General features: G+C 43.4%; 22 protein-coding genes. 8 read left to right on the top strand and 14 right to left on the bottom strand.

Going from position 1 to position 23937, the window contains the following annotated elements:
• Window positions 1–244: 244 nt before the first annotated feature.
• From AC3A14_RS12635 to AC3A14_RS12590, 10 genes are all read right to left on the bottom strand, one after another.
• Complete coding sequence (locus AC3A14_RS12635; protein WP_318719957.1) at window positions 245–1222, bottom strand: filamentous hemagglutinin N-terminal domain-containing protein; 978 nt, start codon at window positions 1220–1222, stop codon at window positions 245–247.
• A 182-nt stretch (window positions 1223–1404) separates the two neighbouring features.
• On the bottom strand, window positions 1405–1539 hold the full coding sequence (locus tag AC3A14_RS12630; protein ID WP_318719956.1) for a hypothetical protein: 135 nt from the start codon (window positions 1537–1539) through the stop codon (window positions 1405–1407).
• Window positions 1540–1712: 173 nt separating this feature from the next.
• The gene (locus tag AC3A14_RS12625; protein ID WP_318719955.1) at window positions 1713–3965 is read right to left on the bottom strand and encodes an EAL domain-containing protein; all 2253 of its coding nucleotides are present in this window, start codon (window positions 3963–3965) and stop codon (window positions 1713–1715) included.
• Between the two features lie 145 nt (window positions 3966–4110).
• Window positions 4111–4551: a response regulator gene (locus AC3A14_RS12620; protein WP_318719954.1), complete on the bottom strand. Its 441-nt coding sequence runs from the start codon at window positions 4549–4551 to the stop codon at window positions 4111–4113.
• Window positions 4552–4662: 111 nt separating this feature from the next.
• Complete coding sequence (locus tag AC3A14_RS12615) at window positions 4663–6888, bottom strand: ATP-binding protein (protein ID WP_318733266.1); 2226 nt, start codon at window positions 6886–6888, stop codon at window positions 4663–4665.
• A gap of 37 nt (window positions 6889–6925) precedes the next feature.
• Complete coding sequence (cbiQ, locus tag AC3A14_RS12610; protein ID WP_318733267.1) at window positions 6926–7696, bottom strand: cobalt ECF transporter T component CbiQ; 771 nt, start codon at window positions 7694–7696, stop codon at window positions 6926–6928.
• Between the two features lie 172 nt (window positions 7697–7868).
• Window positions 7869–8156, bottom strand: coding sequence for an RNA-binding regulator (gene rbp, locus AC3A14_RS12605; protein ID WP_318698581.1), 288 nt, complete (start codon window positions 8154–8156; stop codon window positions 7869–7871).
• 264 nt (window positions 8157–8420) lie between these two features.
• Window positions 8421–8705, bottom strand: coding sequence for an RNA-binding regulator (rbp, locus tag AC3A14_RS12600; protein WP_318698582.1), 285 nt, complete (start codon window positions 8703–8705; stop codon window positions 8421–8423).
• Window positions 8706–8980: 275 nt separating this feature from the next.
• Window positions 8981–9256 (bottom strand): RNA-binding regulator, encoded by a 276-nt coding sequence (rbp, locus tag AC3A14_RS12595; protein ID WP_318698583.1) that lies wholly within the window; start codon window positions 9254–9256, stop codon window positions 8981–8983.
• Window positions 9257–9431: 175 nt separating this feature from the next.
• Window positions 9432–12494, bottom strand: coding sequence for an alpha-mannosidase (locus tag AC3A14_RS12590; RefSeq protein WP_318733268.1), 3063 nt, complete (start codon window positions 12492–12494; stop codon window positions 9432–9434).
• 103 nt (window positions 12495–12597) lie between these two features.
• Between AC3A14_RS12590 and AC3A14_RS12585 the strand changes: the two genes are divergently transcribed.
• The 3 genes from AC3A14_RS12585 (at window position 12598) to AC3A14_RS12575 (ending at window position 14943) form a co-directional block, all read left to right on the top strand.
• The gene (locus tag AC3A14_RS12585; protein WP_318698585.1) at window positions 12598–13659 is read left to right on the top strand and encodes a hypothetical protein; all 1062 of its coding nucleotides are present in this window, start codon (window positions 12598–12600) and stop codon (window positions 13657–13659) included.
• 145 nt (window positions 13660–13804) lie between these two features.
• Entirely contained in the window at window positions 13805–13921 is a 117-nt protein-coding gene (locus AC3A14_RS12580; protein ID WP_318698586.1) for a photosystem II reaction center protein I, read from the top strand.
• A gap of 170 nt (window positions 13922–14091) precedes the next feature.
• The gene (locus AC3A14_RS12575; RefSeq protein WP_318733269.1) at window positions 14092–14943 is read left to right on the top strand and encodes a TIGR02452 family protein; all 852 of its coding nucleotides are present in this window, start codon (window positions 14092–14094) and stop codon (window positions 14941–14943) included.
• A gap of 147 nt (window positions 14944–15090) precedes the next feature.
• Here the strand turns inward: AC3A14_RS12575 and fumC are convergent, their stop codons facing one another.
• Complete coding sequence (gene fumC / locus AC3A14_RS12570) at window positions 15091–16494, bottom strand: class II fumarate hydratase (RefSeq protein WP_318698588.1); 1404 nt, start codon at window positions 16492–16494, stop codon at window positions 15091–15093.
• A 186-nt stretch (window positions 16495–16680) separates the two neighbouring features.
• Here fumC and AC3A14_RS12565 point away from each other — a divergent pair, with 186 nt between their 5' ends.
• Window positions 16681–17628 (top strand): GIY-YIG nuclease family protein, encoded by a 948-nt coding sequence (locus tag AC3A14_RS12565; protein WP_318733270.1) that lies wholly within the window; start codon window positions 16681–16683, stop codon window positions 17626–17628.
• The gene (locus AC3A14_RS12560; RefSeq protein WP_318733271.1) at window positions 17622–17804 is read left to right on the top strand and encodes a hypothetical protein; all 183 of its coding nucleotides are present in this window, start codon (window positions 17622–17624) and stop codon (window positions 17802–17804) included. Before AC3A14_RS12565 ends, AC3A14_RS12560 begins: the two co-directional genes overlap by 7 nt.
• Window positions 17805–17873: 69 nt before the next feature.
• On the opposite strand, the gene AC3A14_RS12555 is transcribed toward AC3A14_RS12560, so the two are convergent.
• On the bottom strand, window positions 17874–18317 hold the full coding sequence (locus AC3A14_RS12555) for a GNAT family N-acetyltransferase (RefSeq protein WP_318733272.1): 444 nt from the start codon (window positions 18315–18317) through the stop codon (window positions 17874–17876).
• Between the two features lie 43 nt (window positions 18318–18360).
• Here AC3A14_RS12555 and pbpC point away from each other — a divergent pair, with 43 nt between their 5' ends.
• Window positions 18361–20745 carry a penicillin-binding protein 1C gene (gene pbpC / locus AC3A14_RS12550; protein ID WP_318733273.1) on the top strand — a complete coding sequence of 795 codons (2385 nt, stop codon included), beginning with the start codon at window positions 18361–18363 and terminating at the stop codon, window positions 20743–20745.
• Between the two features lie 88 nt (window positions 20746–20833).
• Window positions 20834–21523 (top strand): SAM-dependent methyltransferase, encoded by a 690-nt coding sequence (locus tag AC3A14_RS12545; RefSeq protein ID WP_413038752.1) that lies wholly within the window; start codon window positions 20834–20836, stop codon window positions 21521–21523.
• Here AC3A14_RS12545 and AC3A14_RS12540 read toward each other — a convergent pair whose 3' ends face one another.
• A complete protein-coding gene (locus AC3A14_RS12540; RefSeq protein ID WP_318733274.1) occupies window positions 21524–21874 on the bottom strand; it encodes a 7(1) septoil knot domain-containing protein in 351 nt (116 codons plus the stop codon).
• Between the two features lie 69 nt (window positions 21875–21943).
• Between AC3A14_RS12540 and AC3A14_RS12535 the strand changes: the two genes are divergently transcribed.
• Window positions 21944–23188, top strand: coding sequence for a DNA cytosine methyltransferase (locus AC3A14_RS12535; RefSeq protein WP_318733275.1), 1245 nt, complete (start codon window positions 21944–21946; stop codon window positions 23186–23188).
• 23 nt (window positions 23189–23211) lie between these two features.
• On the opposite strand, the gene AC3A14_RS12530 is transcribed toward AC3A14_RS12535, so the two are convergent.
• Window positions 23212–23937: alpha/beta hydrolase (locus AC3A14_RS12530; RefSeq protein WP_487779013.1), on the bottom strand; the 726-nt coding region annotated here is incomplete at its 5' end.

The following is a 23937-nucleotide window of genomic DNA, read 5'->3' as shown; positions in this document are numbered from 1 at the left end:
CTCCCTTGAGCCTGATTTCTTATTTTCCTCTGCCTAGAGTGATAGAAGAGGGGTAATGAGGTACTATCTCCCACTGCGGATGAAGTGGAAATTGTGCCAATTCTTAGCCCTGCTCCGGAAATATTAACTGGTCCAGCAGTGTGAATTCTATCTTCTGCATCCATGGAAAATGAGCCTTGTCCGTCCTTGTCAGCATCAGCAACAAAGGTTAATCTATATTGAGAGCCTTGTAGCAGATTATTGCTCAGGTCTTCAATGGTGATATTATTTGTGGCTTCAATCGCGATACAGCGCTTCGCGCTGTAAAGTCACCGCCTATTCTCAGTGTTCCACCATCAAATCTTCCGGAAACATTGAGGGTTGCGTCAATAATTCCGATGCGCTCTCCCATAATGTTAATGATACCGCCATTTTCTGCGGATGTATTTACGGTTCCGGAGATGAGGGAGACTCCATTAACATCGGGAATTTCTATGCCACTTCCAGAGAGGACAATTTGCCCTTGTTCGTTAACTTGAAATCGATCGGCATGATCGAGTCCTGAATGGGTGAGAAGTTCGGGAATTTGGAGGGGGGTGATTGGGGATTCTTCCTGATTCTCATCTAGGGGAATATCGAGGCTTAATAGGTATCCTTCTTGGGTAATTCTAATAATTTGTTGGTCGGGAATGGCGAGGATATTGATGGTTCCGCCAGGGGCTTCTAAGGTTCCCAGATTAATAACATTTGCGCCCATTAAAGTGAGATTGGAACCTTCGGAAAGCTTCAAGTCTCCGAAGTTAACGATACTGCCGGAGCCATTAAGATCGAAGCGAAATTCATGGGGCGTGCCGACGAGTTGACTCCAGTTATTGTCGCCTACTGCGTTAAACCATTGTCCATTACCCAAGCCAATTGCGGTGGCAGTAGTGGCGATAAAATCGGCGGGAACATTGAGCTGGGCATTGGGACCAAACACAATTCCGGCAGGATTCATAATGAAGAGGTTAGAGTTGCCACCAGAGACTTGAATTAAACCGTTGATAATGGAGGCATTGCCTCCGTTGACTCGGGTTAAAATATTCTGAATTTGAGGAGTACTCATGAAGTTGGCAATTTGCCCTTGAGATAATCCGAGTTGTTCAAGACTATGGAATAGGTTGCGTCCATTTCCGGAAAGTTGTCCGCCTTGAATATTGAATTGATTGCCTTGAGTATTGACGAGGGTTCCTGTACCATCCATGGCGGGAATAATTGGTTGGGTAAGGGTTTTGGGGGCGAGGCTAAAGATTCCTAGGGTGGAGGTGAGAAGGGTAAGGTAAAAATGATGGTTCAGAGAAATAAATAATCAAGCAACTGGCGATCGCCCCTTCAACCTCCAAAACCCAGGCATAGGTGAGTGGTTTAGCCAATTGATGGCGAATATTAAGCATTAAAGTCAAAATTTGGTTTTACCCGCATAGATGGGTCAATTTCTTGGCGCTCTGCGGCAGATTCCACCCATAGTGGGGCAATTTGTTCTGCATCCTCTAGAGTCGCCAATCGATAGCGATAATTCATGGCTCCATCCCTAATTAAATTTATGCACTTCTATAAGGATCTCTATTTTTTCAGGGTAATTTTATGCAAATTCCCGAAAATCGTAATAAAACGTCACATTTCTTGGAGAGATAGGGGAATTAGGGACACACTCCAAACACAAAAAGTCCCTATTCCCTATTCCCCATTCCCCATTACCCAGGCAAAGCACTATACATCAATTCCAACTTTTTTTCCAGGGTAAACCGGTGGGGTTTATGAATTCCATAACCCTGAGCATAGTTAATCCCCAAGGCTTTCACTTCCGCTAAAATTTCTTCATTTTCAATGGATTCAGCAATCGTTTTTAACCCCATCACTTGAGCAATACGCTGAATTGATTCCACCATTACTCGATTCATTCGATCCTCTATTAAACTCTTAATAAACGCTCCATCAATCTTTAAGTAATCAATCGGCAATTGTTTCAAATAAGTAAACGAGGACATGCCACTGCCAAAATCATCCAAGGCAAATTGACATCCCAATTCTTTTAACTCTGTAATAAATCTGACCGCCTGATTCAAGTGCGTAATGGCAACCGTTTCAGTAATTTCAAACCCAATTAGAGAGGGGGGAATATGATATAACCAAAATTGTTCTTTGAGGAACTTTAAAAACGAAACATCATTAAAACTTGCCCCCGATAAATTAATCAAATAAATCGGCTTCAATAAGCGATTATATTGCCCCCCCGATCTTTGACTAATCTGATCGGATAACTGTTGAAATAAATGGCGAATCACCCATCGATCGATTGCTGGCATCAGATCGTAACGTTCAGCCGCTGGTAGAAAAGCCATGGGAGGAACAAGAGTTCCTTTTCCATCAATCATACGGATAAACAGTTCGCCAAAAAGTCGAGTGTTAGACCTGGAATTTAGAGGAACAATTTGTTGGATATACAAGCAAAATTGATTCTCTTCTAGGGCACGATTAATGCGAGCAACCCATTCCATATCGCCTTGCCGTTTCACCACTTCTCGATCTTCGATTTGGTAAATATGAATCCGGTTACGTCCCCCTTCTTTAGCGGCATACATAGCCGTATCGGCAGCACTCAGGGCAATATGTTCATTTTCAATGGATCGATCGATCGGGACTAAGCCAATACTCACTCCTATCGTAAAGAGTTTATCTTCCCAAACGAAGCGAAAACTTTGAATGGTTTCAATGATTTTTTGCGCAACTTTTTGCCCTTCACCCACGGAACAATAATGCAATAATAATCCAAATTCATCTCCGCCTAGACGACCAAAGGTATCAGTTTTGCGAATATTACTTTGTAGAATACCGGTAATTTGACGCAGCAGTTGATCTCCGGCAGAATGGCCACAGGTATCATTAACGATTTTGAATTGATCTAAGTCTAAATAGCATAAAATATGCTGTTGATTCAATTGATGGGTTTCCTCAAGAGCAGCTTTGAGGCATTGCTCAAATTCTCGGCGATTAATTAAACCGGTGAGGGGATCGTGGCTTGCTTGCCAAGAGAGTTGATGGGCGAGGTTACGGGCTGAAGTGACATCTCGGCAAACAATCACGGTTCCCACTAGGAGATTACCCTTTAAGCGAATGGGCGCAATGCACAGTTCAATAATATAATGTTGGCGATCGCTCTTAAAGTAAAGGGCGTAGTTAGAGACTTTAACAATTTTTCCTGTGGTCAGGCATTGATGAATCAGGATTTCAATTGGTTTTTGCTTAATATCGCTGTTAGAGAAAATTTGACTAACCGATCTACCTTGAGTCGCATAACTGGTTAAACCCATCAGTTTTTCTGCGACTGGGTTGAGAGATTCAATTTGGTGATTGACATTGGTGACAATCACTGCATCACCGATAGAATTAAGTGTGATTTGAGCCAGTTCTTTTTCTTGCTGAAGGGCTTCTTCAAGGTTCTGGCGATCGCTAATTTCTTGTTTTAGGCGTAGATTAGCTTGTACCAAATCAGTCGTACGCTGAATCACTCGCTGTTCTAAGGTTTCGTTAGCTTTTCGCAGAGCATCAGAGGATTGTTTCCGTTCAATCGCGTAGCGCAGCGATCGCGTCAGCAACTCCGTATTTAACTGTCGTTTGATCAAATAATCCTGCGCCCCTTGACGTACCGCTTCTACCGCTAACGCACTATCCGTATTATTTGTCAATACAATAATTGGTACATCTGGTACTTTCTCCATCAGAGGATTTAGGGACTCTAGCCCTTGAGCATCCGGTAAACTCAAATCCAGCAAGATTATCTTAAACACCTGCTCTTCTAGTTGATTGAGAGCTTCTGATAACCGACTCACATGGGTAAGCTCAACCTCCATAGAAGGCGCTTGTTTCAAACGCTCCTGTAGTAGACGAGCTTCAGCACGATTGTCTTCAATTAAAAGGATCTGAATTTGAACTAAGGGGTCTTCCACCGTCAATCACCCTTCTTAAGAATTTAGATTTTATATTACAGTTTTTCAACTTATTTCTATATTCTAGAAGGATTCGTCTCAATTAGAACATCAAAGCTTTATTCTATTTACAAAAATTAACAATCCTCGCTAAAACTGTTAGGGATCAAGTCAGAGGAAGGGAAACCGTGCGAAACCAAAACGTTTCAATTTGCTCAACCAGATGAAAAAGTTGTTTCAGATTGTTAGGTTTATGAAGATAACAATTGGCATGTAACTGGTAGCTTTCTTGGATATCTTCTGGCCGTTGAGATGTACTTAAAATCAAAATAGGGATATGTTTAAGTTTAGGATCGGTTTTAATTTCTGCTAGCACTTCTCGACCATTTTTTCGGGGTAAATTTAAGTCAAGCAGCACTAAATCAGGAAGAAGACGTTCTGTAAATGGAGGTTCAGAACGTAAATAGGCGATCGCATCTACTCCATTATCTACAGATCGAATCTGATATGGCCGAGTAATTTGTTTAAACCCTTCCTGAATTAAACGCACATGGGCCGAATTATCCTCGATCATTAAAATCCGATGAACTTGATCCAAATTAGTCATTTAAATTACAGCCTATTTTTGTTAAAAAATATTAAGCACTTTTGAGCAATAATAACCATGGGGATTGGCAATGTCAAGTCTAATCCAGTTACACCTTAACCGATGTCGCATCTAGACAGTCTGCTTAGGAATAGTAAAATAAAAAGTTGACCCTTGACCTACTTCGGATTCCACCCATATTTTACCGCCATGAACTTCAACTATTTTTTTACAAATAGCCAGTCCAATGCCTGTACCTTCGTATTCTTCACGGGTATGAAGACGTTGGAAAATGGTAAAAATACGATCGGCCATTTCTTTCTCAATACCAATCCCATTATCTTGTACTGAAAACAACCATTCTTCTCTTTGCTCTCGAACTCCAATATGAACCTGGGAAATATTATCCCGGTGAAACTTGAGAGCATTACTAATTAAATTCTGAAACAGTTGTGTTAATTGGGTTGTATCGCCCAGAATATTAGGAAGAGAATCATAGGTAATCTGAGCTTTCACTTCGGCAATCCGAATCTGTAAGTTGACCAAACTCCGTTTCAGACTATCTTCTGCATTTATCCAAACAAACTCTTCATCTTTTCTTCCCACTCTTGAATAAGCCAACAAATCATCAATCAAACCTTGCATATGGCTCACCCCTTCCACCACAAAACCTAAGAAGTCTTTTCCATCTTTATCGAATCGATCTTCATAGCGCATTTCCAGCAATTCTACATAACTAGCAATCAGATTCAACGGTTCCTGTAGATCGTGGGAAGTAATATAAGCAAATTTTTCCAGCTCGGCATTAGAACGCTCCAATTCTCGGGTCAACTTTGATAATTCATCCACTTGATTTAAAATGATATGAATTAGAGATTTTCGCAGCTCTTTTGCTGCTTCAATTTCATGAGTTCTCCAGGGTAAAGATTTACCATGAATAATTTCTTTCCAGGCTTCAAACGAATTCCGAGGCAATAATTTTATCTGGTTGTTTTCGTCCTTAACTTCTTGTTTTTCATAGGGATTCCCTCCCCAACTGATTGTCTGTAGAACTTCTGGACGAAACCAGAGCAAATAATTATCTTGGGAGATATAGACTGCCAATAAACCCACTGCTGTTTGCTCAAAAGTCTCTGCTTGAGGATAGACTTGAGCTAAACTTTGAGTAGAAAAACAATCATCTTCTAGATTGCGATCGAGCCATGCAATTAACTGTCTAATGTCTTGTTCTTCTGGGGTTATTCCCAGAGTGGTATACGAGCCATTCCAGAAAATGGCAGCCCCTTGGGCATTGACTAAATCCAATAAATTAGGTTTATGGTTCACTAAACCATCAATAAAGGTATGATCCCGACCCATGAATGCCAGAAGTTGGGATTGAACGCCACTTGATTCGACTCGATATTCATAAATTTCATGATCGGTTTTTGTACTCAATTCTATCGAAAAAAGCTGACAAATAAATTCTCCAACTTGCCTCACTTTATGGGATACATATTTCGGGCTACAATGGTGGCAAGATACCAGTCCCCATAGTTTTCCTTCCTTCTTTAAAGACAAGACTAAACTTGCCCCAACTCCCATGTTTTTTAGATATTCCTGATGGCAACTTGTATGTCCCCGTAGAATAGAATGGGTTAAATTCAAGGATTGCTCGCCAACATTTTGTTTATCCGATAGTATGGGGATGGTCTTAGATTGAACATCTGGAATCATCCTCGACCAAATTTCTTCTAAGATTTCCAAACAAAATTGAGTATCTTGTTTTGGGAAATGCAAACCCAGAAAGGGTTCTATCTCAGCATTTTTAGCTTCGGCAATAACTTGTCCATTAAACTCTTGATCGTATTGGTAAATCATCACTCGATCGAATTGAGTGATTCTTTTTATTTCTTGTGCCAAGGTTTCACACGACCGTTGTAAATCCGTGTCTACCTTGAGTTTTTTACTGATTTCCTGCGTGAGTTCTAAGGTTAACCCCATATCAGATGATTTCCCGGATCGGTTGTTCTCAAATTCCAGAATAATCAGATTATCTAAATTGCGATGAATGGAAACAGGAAGTACTTTACGAGATGGCTTTTGACTTTTCAGTCTGGCATGAATCATGAAGCTCGAAGATTCAGAAAGTTTAGTAATCTCTTGTTTTAAGCGCTTTCGAGATATTAGGACATCCACATTCTGACCCAGTAATTCTTGTGGAGGTAGTCCAAAGAGATCTTCAATATTGTCGCTGGCATAAACAACTCTAAAATTCTCTTCTTCCAGAGCAATCAAAAATCCATGGTTTTGAATACAGCCGATACGAGCAATATCTTGTTCGTAGGGAGGAATTTCTCTTCCATAATTGAGTAACATAAGATCTCTCCGAGTGACGAATCAAAAAGAGCAAGGATCAAGAGTTGAGGAGGATTTGAGCGATCGCCAACCCAAGAGCAATCCCCAAAACTCCTAGAGTCGCGATGTAATCTGGGGGATCGATTGATGAGGCATATTTTAACATGCTACGACTGTGACCATACCCCCGCAAACGCATAGCCTGATACACCCTCTCTGACTGTTCATAGGTTCTCACCAACAAGGTTCCCATTAAAGCGGCTAAGGTTTGAATGTTGCGCCAACTGAATCGCTTGGGATCAAACCCCCGCAAACGAGACGCTATTTTTAGTGTTTTCAGGCGATCGCCAAATTCTGTTAAATAACGATAGCTCAAAAGCATCATATCCCCCAAAACCAAAGGCAACCCCAATTGTCCCATCGCCTTAATCATGATTAAAAATGGGGCAGTACCAAACAAAATTAAAGCCAAAACCAAAATACAGAAAAACCGTACACTGATTAAAATGACGGCCAAACATCCTTCCAAACGCACGGAAACTACTCCCCATTCCCACAGGACGGTTTCTCCCGCAATAAAGGGTAAAAAGATTACAATGCCCAACAAAAACCAGCCCGGATAGCGCAAGCGTTGGCGTAAAAAAGACCAGGGAAGCCAAGAAATAACGTAGAATACTAATGTTATTCCTAAGATTACGGGTAACAAGATTAAAGATTGAATCCCTGAAAACGAAAAAATCAACCCCATTAATCCAATGAACTTACATCGAGGTTCCCAGCGATGCATAGGAGAGTTGAGATCGGCGTAAGTATCGAGTTCTAATCTCATATTGATATCAGGCCTTAAAAAAGACACAAACAACACCAAAAAAATTCTGGGTTTTCTGTGTCTGAGTGATTTTTGGGATTTGAAGAGTTATAGTCTCAATACCAGATGAATCTGGAGAGTCTAACTTCACGTTCAATCTGAGGAAGAGCCTCTACTTAAAACTACTTAGATCTTAGTATCGATCTCTGCGCCGTCCTCCTCCTCCTCCTCTGTTATCCTCACGGGGTTTAGCCTTATTGACTCTAAGCTGGCGACCCATCCATTCTGCCCCATCAAGGCTCGAAATAGCACTTTCTTCTTCTGCATCTTCTTGCATATCGACAAAAGCAAAACCTCTGATACGCCCCGTTTCCCGGTCAGTCGGTAAAGTGACTCGCTTGACGGAACCGTAGTCTGTAAAAACGACCCTGAGATCGTCTTCCGTGGCATCATAAGATAAATTACCGATATAAATTGTCATGAATTACCTCTAGAATGAATGGATTAGGTGTATACATTGATCTAGCACTTCGCATGGGCTAGGGTCACAGTTGAAGACCCGATCGCCCTCTACTGTTAATTAAGGCACAATTACTGGTCAATTAACTGGGTAACGAAGTGCTAAAGTAGCAGATAAGCTTTTGAACAAATCAGCTTGCTCGAAGCCTAAAACGTTGGAGCGACAGAAGATTCAGTCCGTCAGAGCGCTCTGATTATTGCTGAATCCCCTCATGGATATTACGTCTTAGTAGCGCGAACGGGAAAATCCCTTGTTGTTTGACCGTTGTTCACGGGGTTTGGCTTTATTCACTTTCAAAACTCGGTCCATCCATTCAGCGCCGTCAAGTTCATCAATAGCTTTGTCTTCTTCCGCTTCAGTTTCCATTTCCACAAAACCAAAGCCACGCTTACGCCCAGTTTCCTTGTCAACGGGCAAACTCACCCGCGTTACACTACCATATTCAGTAAAGACCTCTCTAACATCCTCTTCGTTGACTTTATAAGATAAATTACCAATATAAACGGACATGCGATACCTCCGGAATCATTTAGGTGCAGAAGTTGCTATTCGGAGATACGCCAAGCATTAACACAAACACAGTGATCTACCGATTTTAGTCTTCAGTAGACAGTTTAGCACAGACCAGAGCTGATATAGCTCCTTGATAAAGATTCTTTTCCCGGCCAACTGTTTTGGTTAAAAATAGGTTGGCGACCCCCCGATCGAAAGTTAACTTCATTCTTTTTGGCGATCGCCTTACCATTGATTTTTAACCCCCCTTTATTCTCACACTCTTCTTGGTGTTAAAACCCTCGATTGCGATTTCCACCACGGGGTTCACGAGGTTTAGCCTTATTTACTTTGAGCACTCTACCCATCCACTCAGCTCCATCAAGGGACTCTATTGCCGCGTCCTCTTCGGCTTCCGTATTCATCTCTACAAAAGCAAAGCCGCGCTTCTTGCCTGATTCACGGTCAAGAGGCAAAGACACTTTGTCCACCGTTCCATAATCTTCAAATATCTCTCTGATATCCTCTTCACTGGCCTGAAAAGAAAGATTACCAACATATACAGTCATGCATTACCTCTAGAATCAATAGCAAATAGAAGTTTAGATTCGGATCTTACCCTTCAAGCCAATGTAAGCGAACTAAGGGATCTACCGATCAAAGTCTTCAGTCCTTAGTTTAGCATGGGGAAACAATTATGATTCATAATTAATTTTCCTTTACTTTAGCTCTAAGCGTCACCTTCTAGATCTGCTCTTGGCGGAACTTCAATGCCAGGATTTCCCAAGGTTGAATCTCTAACGAGGTATTTCCGTCCTCTTCTTCTAATAAATTAACCCGGTTTCCATAATCAAGACCTAGGTTATTTTTCACCTCTATGCGCTCAGTTGTTCCTTGAGACTCATAACCTCTAACGATCCAATGATACGGATTATCTTCAGATCTCTTAAAAGTAGTCAAAATCAAAGCAGTTGACGAGAACTCTAAATAACTGAGTCTACTCTTCTCGCTTCCGGGTTGATCGCGATCCGATAAGGAACCGGGATAAACTTGTAAAAGACAATTCAATTCATATCCCCGTTGGACTGTTCCTGCTGCTTGCCAACTGCCGCCATGGGGATAGAGTGCATACTTAAATTCATGCTCTCCTAAATCGGCCTCTGGATCGGGCCAAGTTGAGCCGCGCAGTAAACTTAATCGCAATTGATCTGGATGGGGATCGTACCCCGACTTATAATCCGTTAGTAGACTCACACCATAGTTTTGAACCTCATCGGTTAGATCTGCCCAGTTGAGAGCAGGCACTTCCCATTTTGCCCGATCTTGCTCCGTCTTGAAATGGGTAGAACGGCGAATTGCACCACAGGGGATTTCATATGTCATATAATCGGCTTGTAGCTGGACTGGAAAGCTTACTTTCAAAAGCGTGTGACGTTCTTTCCAATTCACACAAGTGGTAATTCTCAGTTGATTTTCATTGCCAAACAAGGTATAATACTGAGTGATTTTAGAATGGCCAATCGTGCGAACTACTTTAATCGTTTTCACCAGTTTTCCATAGGTTTCCCAGTCCATCGATTCTAATTGTGTTGGTGGCAAAGGAAACTTCTGATAATCAGGATCAATATTCCAAGCGTCCCAATATTGCCCTCGATCGACAAATGCTTGTAGTTGATTGCCTAAACCTCTAAGGACTGAGCGATGATTCTGGCGATCGCACAATTCTAGGATATCTCCAGTTGCCGGATCGAGGGTGACTTCAAGGGATTCGTTTTTGAGTGTGAACTCCCTAGGATAATCTACGGATAAAACCGGTTCAGTATTCGGCACGAACCAAACCAGTTGATAGCCCACTGACGGAATATTGGGAGTCAAGAAGTAGATTAAATTATTTTCAATTTGACTAACCCACTCTTGGCCATCTGAATCCAAAATTTTAGCCGATAGAATCCCTTCTGGCAAAGTTATAGATACGACCTCAGAACGGAACCAGTTGAGGGGATTGAAAATCAGGAGGGGTTGTGCCCCAAAAGCAGGAGGTTCGGGAAAGGAAATTTGAGAGGCGATTGCCCCTAAAGCCTGCTGAATGATTTCTTCTGTTGTTTCAATAACCTGTTGCCATTCCTGATTGGCTTCTTGAAAGACTTCCGGAATCGAAGACCCTGGTAAAATATCATGAAATTGATTAAATAATACCGATTTCCAAGCCTGCTCTAACCTGGCTTGAGGATAGTCATATCCCATTAATAAACTCGCACAACTTGACCAGAGTTCTGCTTGGTATAACAACCGCTCGCAACGGCGATTATAAAATTTCTGATCGGCATGACTGGTATAACAGCCCCGATGAAATTCTAAGTATAATTCATCGGCCCAAATGGGATAGTCTTTTTCTTGGGCTAAATGGTCTAAATAAGTGTGAGCTTTGGTGAACTGAAGGCGGGGAAAAATGCGAGATGCTTGCGATCGCCTCCCCAACTCCAGCATATCCCGACTCGGCCCCCCTCCATGATCGCCAACCCCTGGTAAACCAAGGACTTGCGCTTTCCCTGTCCTCTCTTTGCTCTCCATGGCATAACGGGTTAACTTGACCAGATCAATCCCTTCACCAATGGGTGCAGACATCAGACTTAATATCTGAGTACCATCCAAACCTTGCCAGAAAAATACTTCATGGGGAAACTCATTGGTATCATTCCAACGGAGCTTTTGAGTCACAAAATAATCAATCTTTCCTAACTTTAAAATTTGTGGTAATTGCCAACAAAATCCAAAACTATCGGGCAACCAAGCGACCCGGTTTAAGACTCCAAAATGTTCGCGAATATAGCGTTGTCCATACAAGACTTGACGAATAATTGATTCGCCACTAACTAAATTAAATTCGGGTTCAACCCACAAGCCAGCAATGATTTCCCATCTGCCTTCGCGAACTCGATTTTTGATAGCATTAAATAAATGGGGCTGATGATGTTCGAGCCAAGCATACAAGGCGGGAGTAGAATGACCAAAGGTAAGCTCAGGAAATTCTGTCTGCAACTGCAACACGGATGTAAATGTTCGCTGTGCTGCTTCCCAAGTTTCCGAAACTGGCCATAACCAAGCTAAGTCGAGATGAGCATGGCTAAGGAGGAAAATCTGGGGACTAGGGGGAAGATTAAGGGAGAATAGATGGTCGCCCAATGCCTCTAACTGACGATTAAACTCAGGGCGATCGCCAATCTTAGACCAGTCTAACCCGGAAATTGCCCCCATCAGCCCCTCTAAAAACTCCGGATCATCCGCTCCAGACAAAAACAAAGTTTCTAGCTCATCGGCAATAAACCCCGGATCGACCGTTGTTTGCCCCTCAAACAGAGCTAAACTTCGGACCATAGCCCCCGGATCGTGCCCCGGACTTACCAAGCGTACAGCCAAATTAAACTCCATTCCAGGGACAACTTCTGGACTCAATAAAATCCGAGTGGCACAATCAAACAGATCCCCTTCCTGGACACATTCCCCATTAACAAATACCTGCGCCACCTCTGCCCACCACATCAGGCTCCATCTGAGGCATAATCCTTCTAGGGGATATCCTTGCAACTGTGCAGGAACAGTAAAGTGTTGTCCGAACCAGAGGACTTGACCTTTTTCCCAAGCCACATGACCTTTAGCGTTGATCTCAACGGGACTCCAGGACAACCAAATCTCAGGATCAACCCCCTGATTAACCCGAAGATCGTCAGGGCAGCATAACCATTGAGATTGTAGATCTAAGCAAGTGAGCGATCGCAACCGATCCAGCGTTTGTTGAAAGAAAGTCATAAATTAGTAATTGGTAAGTGATAATTGCCCCATCTTCCCCACCCCGTCCCCCGATCGCAAATGCTATAGAATAAAACAATCATATGGGTTAAGAGGGGAAAACATGACTCTTGGCGATCGCTATCAAAGTCGGATTTTAAATAGGTTTCAATACCATTCTCAGCAATGGATTGACCGGGGAACCCGCGCCCTCCGCCACCTAAAAGTAGCCGCAGAATGGACGCTCCAAGTCATGGTTTATCCCATTTATTGGCTCTTCCAAAGCGGGCGCACCATTAATCATCAATTTCAGCAGAACGTCACCCCTTGGCTGAACTCCCCAGAACCTCAAGAAACAGAACCCGATACCTCCATTTTGGAAATTTTACAGGAAGTCACCCAACTCAACCCGCCGGTTAAACTTCCTTCTCTGGTTCAACCGACTCCCTCAAGTCCCTATCCTGTTTCTAAACAACTGCTGCAAGGTATTGCCAGTCAACTCAACTCTGGCAAATTAGTCCTCGTCTCCCAAACCAATCAAACCCTTGATATTTTAACGCCCCAACAGCAGCAAACCATTCAACAGGCGATCGTCCAAAAACTCCTCCCCCCTTCTGCAACTTCCCTACCTCATATTCCCTTGTCTATCCTTGCTCAACGCCCCCACCTATTTCCCCCCATACGGCGCTTCTGGCAACTGATGGCTTGGATGGAACAAAGTGAAGTTGCTCTAGCGATTGACAGCTTTGGTGAATCTCAAACCCACCAACCCCAGCCCATTGCCCAACTGAACACCTTGAGCGCTAACGCCCCTTGGCTGACTTTTTTAGATCTGCATCCTCCTACAGGCTTTAACTCTAATCGCTCATCCGAACAACGCTCTAAACCCAAAACTCCCTCCCCCCAACCTATCGCCCAAACCGCATTTATCAAAACTGACGATCCGTGGTTAAGCTCAGAAGAGTTATTTGGTACAATTGGCGATCGCACCGAACCCTCATCCATCAGTCAACCGCAAGCGTCCAGCACTCCAGAATCTGCACCAGATTATATTGAAACTCAAGCCACTGGCCATGAATATATCCTATCGCCTACGGAAAAATTCTTGCTCTGGCTCGATCGCCTCTTTCTTAAAGCAGAAGAACAGGTGATTAAAGTCTTACGTTGGCTCAATGAAGAAGTTTGAATGAGTCATGAGTAATCTCCGCTTCCTTCGACTCCGCTCAGGGAACGCCTGCCTCCCTATATCTCCCTGTCCCCCATCCTCTACTAGGTTTTTCAGCCAAATTTCGATATGATGATCCAAAGCCTATCTGTTCGGAGAAACATAAATGCTCACGCTCAAAATCGTTGTTAATATCGTTGTGCTTTTCTTTGCAGCTTTATTTGTATTTGGGTTCCTATCGAGTGACCCCTCTCGTAACCCCGGTCGTCGCGACTTAGAGTAATCATTTTTGGGTTATAATACGGAAATATCCATTGCTTTTTTGCAATTTGCGCTACTTGATGTCCTTCCGGTAGCGCAATCTCTTTTGATAGGGTAGTTACCTGCAATGCCAATATCTTTGTCGAGGTAAGTTTGCGCTTTTAAATCATTCTTGGGTTTCGAGGTATCGAGATGAAGATGAAACGTAGGGCGATCGCCCAAGATACACTGAATATTCTGAATACTGGCTCTTATCATAGCGAGCAAGGGCAACTGGTCAATATCCAGCGAGAAATTAAAACCTGTTTAGCAGGCACAAGATACTATGAACCCGAAGCCCTAATTACCCTTGAAAATCAGGTTCTGTCTGTGGCTCCCCAGTTTGAGTATACGGAGTTTATCGTCAGGAATGAAACGGCGTTAGTGGGTGCAGAGCGTCTCGCGCGATCGCAAGACTTTGAAAAAATTGGAGTGCTTAATTTTGCCTCCTCTAAAAATCCCGGAGGTGGATTCCTCAATGGCGCTCACGCTCAGGAAGAAAGTTTAGCTCGCAGTTCGGCACTGTACCAGAGTTTAACTCGATGCCGCCAATACTACGACTATCATCGCGCCCATCGCGATCTCTTGTACTCCAATCGGATGATTTATTCAGCCCATTGTCCTGTTTTTCGCCAAGATGATGGCACCTTGCTAGAGGCTCCCTATCTGGTCGATTTTATTACCAGTCCGGCTCCTAATGCTGGGGCAATAACCCGCAATAATCCCAAACAGCTCCAACACATTCCCGAAGTATTGCGCGATCGCACCAGTAAAGTCTTGACTCTAGCGGCACATCATGGTTGCGATGCTTTAGTCTTAGGGGCTTGGGGATGTGGCGTTTTTAGGAATAATCCTGCACAGGTTGCCCAAACTTTTGCTGACTTTCTTTTACCCCATCAATCCTTTTGGGGACGATTCAAAACTATATTATTCTCTGTACTCTCCTCGGACAAACAGCAACACATCTTAGCTGAATTTGAACACCGATTTAGTTCCACCTCATAAAGTTTCAAAAAACAAACGATCGCCTTTGTCAAGGAAACTGGGATTTACTGTTATGCACCCGCTATTGACACCGCACACGGTTTTTACAAAGCGGCCCCACAAATTCGCTACAATGATCGCTTAACCAACACCAATGTTAATTAGAATCTACTGGGGATAAACCATTTTTTCGGGAACGACAATGCGATCGAATTCTTCAGCAGAAATATAGCCTAGTTCTAAACAGGCTTGCTTTAAGGTTAAGTCTTTGTCTAGGGCATAATGGGCAACCTTCGCTGCATTATCATAGCCGATCGCCGGACTCAGTGCTGTTACCAACATTAATGACTCGTTTAAATAAGTATTGATTTGTTTCTGGTTCGCTTGCAGTCCATCCAGCAGAAAATTGGTAAAATTATTGCAAGTATCGCCCAATAATGTCATTGATTCCAACAAATTAAAGATCATCATGGGCTTGAAAACATTCAGTTCAAAATGCCCTTGAGAACCGGCAATACTAATGGCGGTATCATAACCAATGACCTGAGCTGCAACCATAGTCATCGCTTCGCACTGCGTGGGATTCACCTTCCCCGGCATGATCGAAGATCCCGGCTCATTTTCTGGTAGGATTAACTCTCCTAAACCACAGCGCGGACCGCTGCCTAAAAAGCGAATATCATTGGCAATTTTCATCAGGGAACAGGCCAATGTTTTTAACGCCCCACTGGTCATAATAATGGCATCATGGGCGGCAATTGCGGCGAATTTATTCGGTGCAGAAATAAAGGGATATCCGGTTAAATGGTGAATTTTTCGGGCCACCATTTGAGCAAAGCCTTTTGGTGCGTTTAACCCCGTGCCAACGGCGGTTCCTCCGAGTGCCAATTCATACAGGTCGGGTAGGGTTTGTTCGATGCGCTTCAAGTCTGCGGTCAATTGGACACCATAACCCGAAAACTCTTGACCGAGGGTAAGGGGAACGGCATCTTGGAGATGGGTGCGGCCAATTTTGACAATATCGGCAAACGCTTCTGATTTCTTTTGCAGGGCATCCCGCATTTTTGTCACCTTGGGAATCAGGTGTTGATGGAGCGCCAAAACTGCGGCAATGTGCATCGCGGTGGGAAAGGTATCATTAGATGACTGGGACATATTGACATGATCGTTGGGATGGATGGGGGTTTTGCTGCCCAATTTTCCTCCTGCAAAGGCGATCGCCCGATTTGCAATCACCTCATTGACGTTCATATTGCACTGCGTCCCACTTCCTGTCATCCACACGCGCAGGGGAAAATGATCGTTAAGCTTACCGGCAATAATTTCATCGGCTGCTTTGGTAATTAATTTTTCTTTTTCTTCCGGGAGTTTATTGAGTTCCTGATTGGTGATTGCGGCGGCTTTTTTCAAGATAGCAAACGCCACAATCACTTCTTGAGGGATAAAATTATGACCAATCGAGAAATATTTGAGCGATCGCTGGGTTTGCGCTCCCCAATAGCGATCGTTCTGTACCTCAATTTCCCCCATACTATCCGTTTCAATCCGAGTCTTGGCAGCTTCTTGCGTCATATCCTGGTTCTCCATCTCCTAATCTCTTAGATTGTAGAGTGGGTTGGGAAGGGAGGGAAGAGGGAGAGGATGGAGAAGATAGAATAGAGAGAGTCAATGGGGGAGTTATGGAACGAGAGAAAACATTGATTAAGACTCATGAAGATTCAGGTATCATAAGATATGAAATAAGCTCTCTTCAATGCCATGAAAGGCGATCGCAATCTTCTCCAACTCCCCCATATCCCCCTACAAACCAAAGAACTGCTTCCAGAGTTCTCCGGGATTTATTATGTTCTCGATCAAGCTCACAAGGTGTGGTACATTGGCAAAGCTAAAAACATCTGTAAACGCTGGAAAGGCAAAACCCATCATCGCATCGCTCAACTCGAAGCACAGAAGAAAACACACTTCACCATTTACTATGAGTTGGTGAGTCAAGATAAACTTGATGAAGTCGAGAAGCGGCGCATTGAAAAATATCATCCCCACTTAAACGAGAGTCCCGTCAAAGCGAAACAGGTATTACCCAGCGAAACCCTCTTACGAGAAACCTTAGTCGCCATTTCTGATTTTGCCTTTATCCTCGGTGTTGAACCTCCCCGTAAAGATATTGCAGATTCAGATCATAATTATTGGTGGTTTCACAAGAAATTGTTATCCCTGGATATCATTCACATTTCTATAGATAGAACTGCCTTCAAAGAAAAATATAATTTCAGCCTTGGTGGAAAAGAAAGCCCATTTATCAAGGCATCATTGAACTCTCGTAAAGCCTATGCTTCCAATTGGGAATCAGTTCGTTATATCGATGTCTATCGTTTATATGTCAATTGCTATGCCATAGAACTGTATGTGTATGATTATTGTTACTCTGAAGAAAAGATAAAAGAAATCCGCAAATATCATGATGTTAAGTTAGCCGGAAGATCGATCAAAGCGGTAACCCCTGAATCCTTAAGTCAAATGCAGTCAGAAACCGATGGCACATATTTTTATGGTCGTTTGTTTAAGCGCATGAGACCTTATGATGCAGATTTGATTAGGATTTTGTTTAATGAACCGATTGATGAGGATAAAATCAAAAATAAAATCACTGGGCTAATGGAGTCGGATATATCGATAAATTTTATGTTTCTCCCCGTAAAGTGCTAGTGCCTGCGAAAGGGAATATCAAAATCCTAGAAGTGGGTTCTGGTTTTGGTATTCCCTTTGGGCCGAGTGATGACTTTCCCACCTTTGAAACAGCCAAAGCAGAAATTAAGCGCCGTCTGCAAACCTCCGACTTACCGGAAATGAAGTTAACTTTTCAGCCAGAAAAAGTAAATTAGGAAATTTTATCCACAGGATTAGTTTAATAATTCTTCAAGTTTAACCTCTAGATTGCTTTCAAGATTATGCTATAGTATTTTCGTCATCAAAAAACGATTATGGCGTTGATAGCCAACTCGGTGATAAAGACGTTGTGCATCAGGATTTTCAAAATCAACTTCTAGATGCAGCGCTTGTATTCCTAACTCTTGACAGCTCTTCTCGACAAATAATAAAGTTTGAGTCCCGATGCCCTGTTGACGGTACTGGGGTCTCAGATAAAATTCATCGATAAATGCATCTCTGCCTCTGAATTCCAGACTATAACCCCAAACTACAATAACATAGCCAACAATTTCATCCTCTTGTTGAATCAGCAACAGTTGTCCTAAAGATGAATCGCTGATTAACTCTTCTAAAGCCTGAGCATCAAGTTTTTCATCAAACCCTAGTTTTTCACTGTGATGAAATTCTTGCACCAGTTGTAAAATGATCTCTAAATCAGTTAGCTCTGCTGCTCTGTAATGAATCATGATGATGCGCTCCCTCTGAACGTCAATACTTTATGGGTCAATTATGCAATACTTCCGTAAATTATGGCATGGAAAATATAAACTCCCCCTCCGCATCTTTCTCGGTGTAATTTTACTCTGCTTAACTCTCCGCTCTGTACCCTATCTTATCCCCATTCGCGCCCAAGATATCGCGCAAACGGACGGCGCACTCACCTTTGAAGACCGTCATGGACTGCCCTTGGGAACCCTGCTCACCCGCGACCAAGACCATACGATGGTGGTTCCCCTGGATGAGATTTCCCCCTACTTTATCCAAGCGATTATTGCGGCGGAAGATAAGCGCTATTATCAACATAGTTCGGTGGATTTTATTGCGGTTTCTCGTGCGATTTTAGAAGCGCTTCAAGCCAGAGAAATTGTTAGCGGAGCCTCCACTATTACGATGCAACTGGCACGGATGCTCCATCCCACCCCCCGCACTCTCCCCCATAAAGTGGGTGAAATTTGGACATCCTGGCGCTTAAGTGCGGGAATGAATAAGGATACAGTCCTGGCTGCGTATATTAACCGATTACCTATGGGAAGTAACCTCTATGGTGTGGAAGCGGCTGCTCGTAACTATTTTGGCCTTCCGGCTGCGGAGTTAAACTTAGCTCAAGCGACTCTACTTGCATCTCTACCGAATGACCCTATTGACCTTGACCCCTACCATAATTGGCAAGCTTTGAAAGCTCGGCAGCGTTATGTTTTAGACCGGATGGTAGCGGATAAGATGATTACGGCATTAGAGGCAGAACGGGCTTATAGTGAACAAGTTTATCTGCGATCGCGACAACAGGGAATCCTTGCCGCTCCCCATTTCCTCTTCTGGGTTGCCAAGCACCTTCCCACCACCGATGGGGGCACCGTCCGCACCACCCTAGATAGCACCCTACAACAGTTTGTCGCCACCCAAGTAGAGCAAGTGGTTGACGCTCTCGCCCCCAAACAAGTCCACCATGCAGCCGCCCTCGTCATTGATAATCATACTGGAGAAGTCCTTGCCTATGTGGGTTCTCCCAACTACTTTAACGATAGTCTGCAAGGGCAAAACGATGGGGTACAAGCCTTACGCCAACCGGGTTCCACCCTGAAACCTTTTCTCTACCAACTGGCGCTAGAACAACGGGTTATCCGTCCCCAAACCATCCTTGCTGACGTGCCCACCACGTATGCCATACCTGGAGCAAAACTATACCAACCGGTGGATTATAGCGAAACCTTTTTAGGGCCGGTGCGGGTGCGTTTAGCTCTGGCTAACTCCCTGAATGTGCCCGCCGTGCGCGTCCTCGAACAAGTGGGGGTTCCCCTGTTCCTCAACCACTTACGGAAACTGGGATTCACCCATCTAACTCACGATCCAGACTACTATGGATTAGGGTTAACATTGGGCAGTGGAGAGGTGAGTTTATGGGAGTTGGCGAGGGCTTATCTGAGATTGGCGCATCAAGGTAAAACCGTGCCTTTAGTTACCTATTTTGGAGAAGAAACAGAACAGCTAGAGGGCGCGTCAGAACCGACATCTTGGGAACTGGTGAGGGATATGTTAGGCGATCGCCATGCCCGTGCCACAGCTTTTGGGGTAGACTCTGTATTAAACTTGCCCTTTCCTGCGGCCGTCAAAACCGGAACATCTTCCGATTATCGCGATACCTGGACAGTCGGGTTTAGTGCAGATTATACAGTCGCGACTTGGGTGGGCAACTTTGACGGAACCCCCATGCAGCAAATTTCCGGAGTCATGGGTGCAGCCCCCCTCTGGCATCGAATTATGCAACGCTTACACGAAACGACGGAACCCGCAGATTTTTCCCCTCCATCGGGTTTAGTTCACCACCCCATTTGTGCCGTTACCGGACAAATTCTTGATCAAAATAGATTTACATCTTCGCCAAAAGTAGGGGTGAGTTTATCTATATCTTCACCTATAAATCAAGTCCTTGGTAAACCCGCCCCTACAGAACCTAATTATATTTGTCCTTCTGCCATTGTTTTAGAATACCTTTATCCAGAAGATCTGGAAAAATCAAACGCTAAAAACCAGTCCATAGAACTACCTCCAGAATATAATGAATGGCTCTCCCAACAGCCAGAAAACCAATGGGACGGGCAACTGAGAATTGTTTTTCCTGAACAGGATGACCACTTCTTACTCGCTCCCCAAGCTGGGCAGGATAATCGCCTAGAATTTAAATTAGCGGGTAAGCGAGAAGAGCCTGTAGAATGGTGGTTAAATGGAGAAAAAATAGCCACAACCCAATCTCATTCCTTATTTTGGAATCTGAAACTGGGCAGTTGGCAACTCGAAGTCAAAACGGCAGGAGGTGAAGAGCGCGACACTATTATGTTTCAAGTCCAGGAAACTCCCCAAAAACCAACCCGCCGAGGCTTTTCTATTGCAGATTAAATACTTTTAATCCAAACATAGAACAGAGAAGATAGACGTTTTTGTGGCTTACCGATTACCCTTTACCAGCACCCAGCGCTATATATCTATGGCTATGCAATTAGATCAAGTAGTTCCCTTTGGGCGGTCACTTGATGAATATATTAACTTGTTCAACTTAACCGAATCCGACTTACACAAAACGATTCTCAGCATTGCAGATGGCCCAGCTAGTTTCAATGCAGAAGCGACTGCTCAAGGATATCACATCCAATCAGTCGATCCTCTCTATTGTTTTAGTGCCCAAGAGATTAAAGAGCGATTTTATGCGGTCGTTGATGATATTATCGACCAAATCGATCGCAGTCCACAGGATTGGATTTGGAGCTATCATAAGTCGCCCCAAGACTTAAGGCAAAATCGAGAAAGGGTTATCGAATTATTTACTCAAGATTATGAACTGGGAAAAGTAGAAGGTCGCTATCAAGTGGGTGAACTGCCCCATTTAAATTATTCCGATCTGGAATATGAAATCGGTTTATGTTCCCACTTTCTATTTTTGTATTCTGACCACTTTAATCAAGCGTTTCATCTCCAGTCTATCCAAGAACTCTTAAGAGTTTGTACAGAAGTCCGAATTTTCCCATTACTTACGTTAAATTTACAACAATCGCCTTATCTTCCTATGGTGATAGATACCTTAGACTATCAAGGCTATAATTGTCAAATTCAAACCGTTGAATATCAATTACAGCGCGGTGGCAATCAAATGCTCAAAATCACTCGAAAATCCAAATAATCAAGAATCCATCCCCGGAAAAGAATCGACAAGCTTTATTTTGATATCCGGGAAGCTGTTGACATATTGAATTTTGAAATCGGCAAAATGGTCTACTTGCTTCCATTTTCCACAAACATCAGGAAAATGCTTGACCCATTTTACCTTTAAATCCGGGAATGACTCAACCACTTGTACTTGAATATCTGGGAAATGTTCCACTACTTTCACCTTGCCATAAAGCTGGATACCTTTAAAACTACATTTTTCGGGATGAATACCATCATCGGTTATGCCGGGTATGGCTGCTAAAATCAGAGTCAGAAAAAGACTCAGACTGAAAAGGGCTATTCGTGGGAGCGATCGCTGCATTATTTCACCTCTTTCCACTACACCCAATTATGATATAATGTAGCGTTATCTCATCAGTATTTCAAAACGGTGTCTAGACCGATCGCTGTAGATTTATTTGCCGGTGCAGGAGGGATGACCCTAGGTTTTGAGCAAGCGGGGTTTGACATTTTGGCATCCGTAGAAATAGACCCCATTCACTGCGGAGTTCATGAGTACAATTTTCCCCATTGGAAAATTATTTGTGCAAACATCTCCCAGATTACAGCAGCAGAAATCCGGGAACAATCAGCTATTGGAAAGAAACCCATTGATGTTGTTTTTGGCGGGCCTCCTTGTCAAGGATTTTCTGTAATTGGGAAACGTGCTCTAGACGATCCTCGTAATGGATTAGTCTACCATTTTATCCGTCTAGTTGCCGATCTGCAACCTAAATTTTTTGTCATGGAAAATGTTAAAGGTATGGCGATCGGCCCCCATCGTTTCTTTATTGAAGAAATTATCGAAAAGTTTGCTTACCATAATTATCAAGTCCAGAATAGAGTCTTAAATGCTCGCGATTATGGCGTGCCTCAAAACCGAGAACGACTCTTTTTACTCGGATGTCGTCAAGATTTATCCCCTCCCCAGTTTCCCCTACCCTTAACCCAATTCACCTTAACTCAGACGAGCAAAAACGCTCCCTATTTTGATGCTCATCCGACCGTTAAAGATGCCATTGGAGGACTCCCTAAACTCTACCGCTATCCGGATTTAGAAACCAGGGATTGGGTGAAAGCTGCTTTTAGAAACTATAGTCAGTATGGTAAACTCTTACATGGGATGTTAAGGTTAGTAGATGATTATTCCTATACGCGAAAGTATGACAAAACTCTGTTAACATCTAGCTTAAAAACTCATCACAGCCCTACATCTATCCAGCGATTTAAGGCAATAAAACCAGGAAAAATTGAACCGATTAGTCATTTTTTAAGATTAGATCCAAACGGACTCTGTAATACATTAAGAGCCGGTACACCGAGCGATCGCGGCGCATATACGTCTCCCCGCCCTATCCATCCCTTTGAACCGAGATGTATTACAGTTCGCGAGGCAGCCAGACTCCATTCTTACCCCGACTGGTTTCGATTTCATCGCACCAAATGGCACGGGTTTCGGCAAGTGGGGAATTCAGTCCCTCCTTTTTTAGCCAAAGCAGTAGCTGCGGAAATTTGCAAAGTTTTAGGCTATTCTCCCGTTCGTCCGCGCAAAACGATTCAACTCGATCGCACCCATTTATTAGAATGGGATAGTGCCAAAGCTGCTCGTTTTATCCAATCTAGGAAAAGGCCATAGCATAGAGAGGGCTTTGCGCTGTATTATTGTGGAGGATTGAGATAATGGCTGGGAATGGGAAAAACGGGCAGGTCTACAAATTCACGGACGGTTTTGAAGTATTCTTCTCCAGCTAAAGGGGCAACAGTACTATGATCGCCAGGGGGAAACAGCCAGAGTGCTTTGGGTTCAGGAGCCGCAGCAAAAAGTTCTTCGCTCATAAAGAAAGGAACGGCACGATCTTGTTGTCCATGAATGAAGAGGGTGGGCATTTTTAATTGGGGAACTTTTGTCAGGGAATTAAATTGATTTTTCAATAGAAGATCGATGGGTAAAATGTTAAGGAAAGGATAGCGATAATCACCCATCTGTCGCAGGGAAGTAAACGATCCTTCAATAATCAGATGGGAAATTTCGGGGTGTTTTGTGGCTAATTCGATCGCGATCGCGCCCCCTAGAGAATGACCATACACCACAATCTGTTCTGGTGCTATCCCCCGCTCGTTCACCAAGTATTCCCAGATGGTATCCGTATCTTCATAAACCTGGCTCTCCGTGGGAAATTCGCCCTTGGATTGACCATATCCGCGATAATCAAAGAGGAAGACGGAAAAGCCAAGATGGTAAAATCGGCCGGAGTGATAGGCGTTTGCACCGATGTTATCTGAGTTACCATGGAAATAAAGCAGCAGGCGATCGCTTCTTTCATTGGGAATCCACCATCCATGTAACTTGACTCCTGGTTCTACGGACTCCACCCAAACGTCCTC

The organism is Roseofilum sp. (genome assembly GCF_982964205.1).
This window is presented reverse-complemented; position numbering and strand designations above follow the sequence as displayed.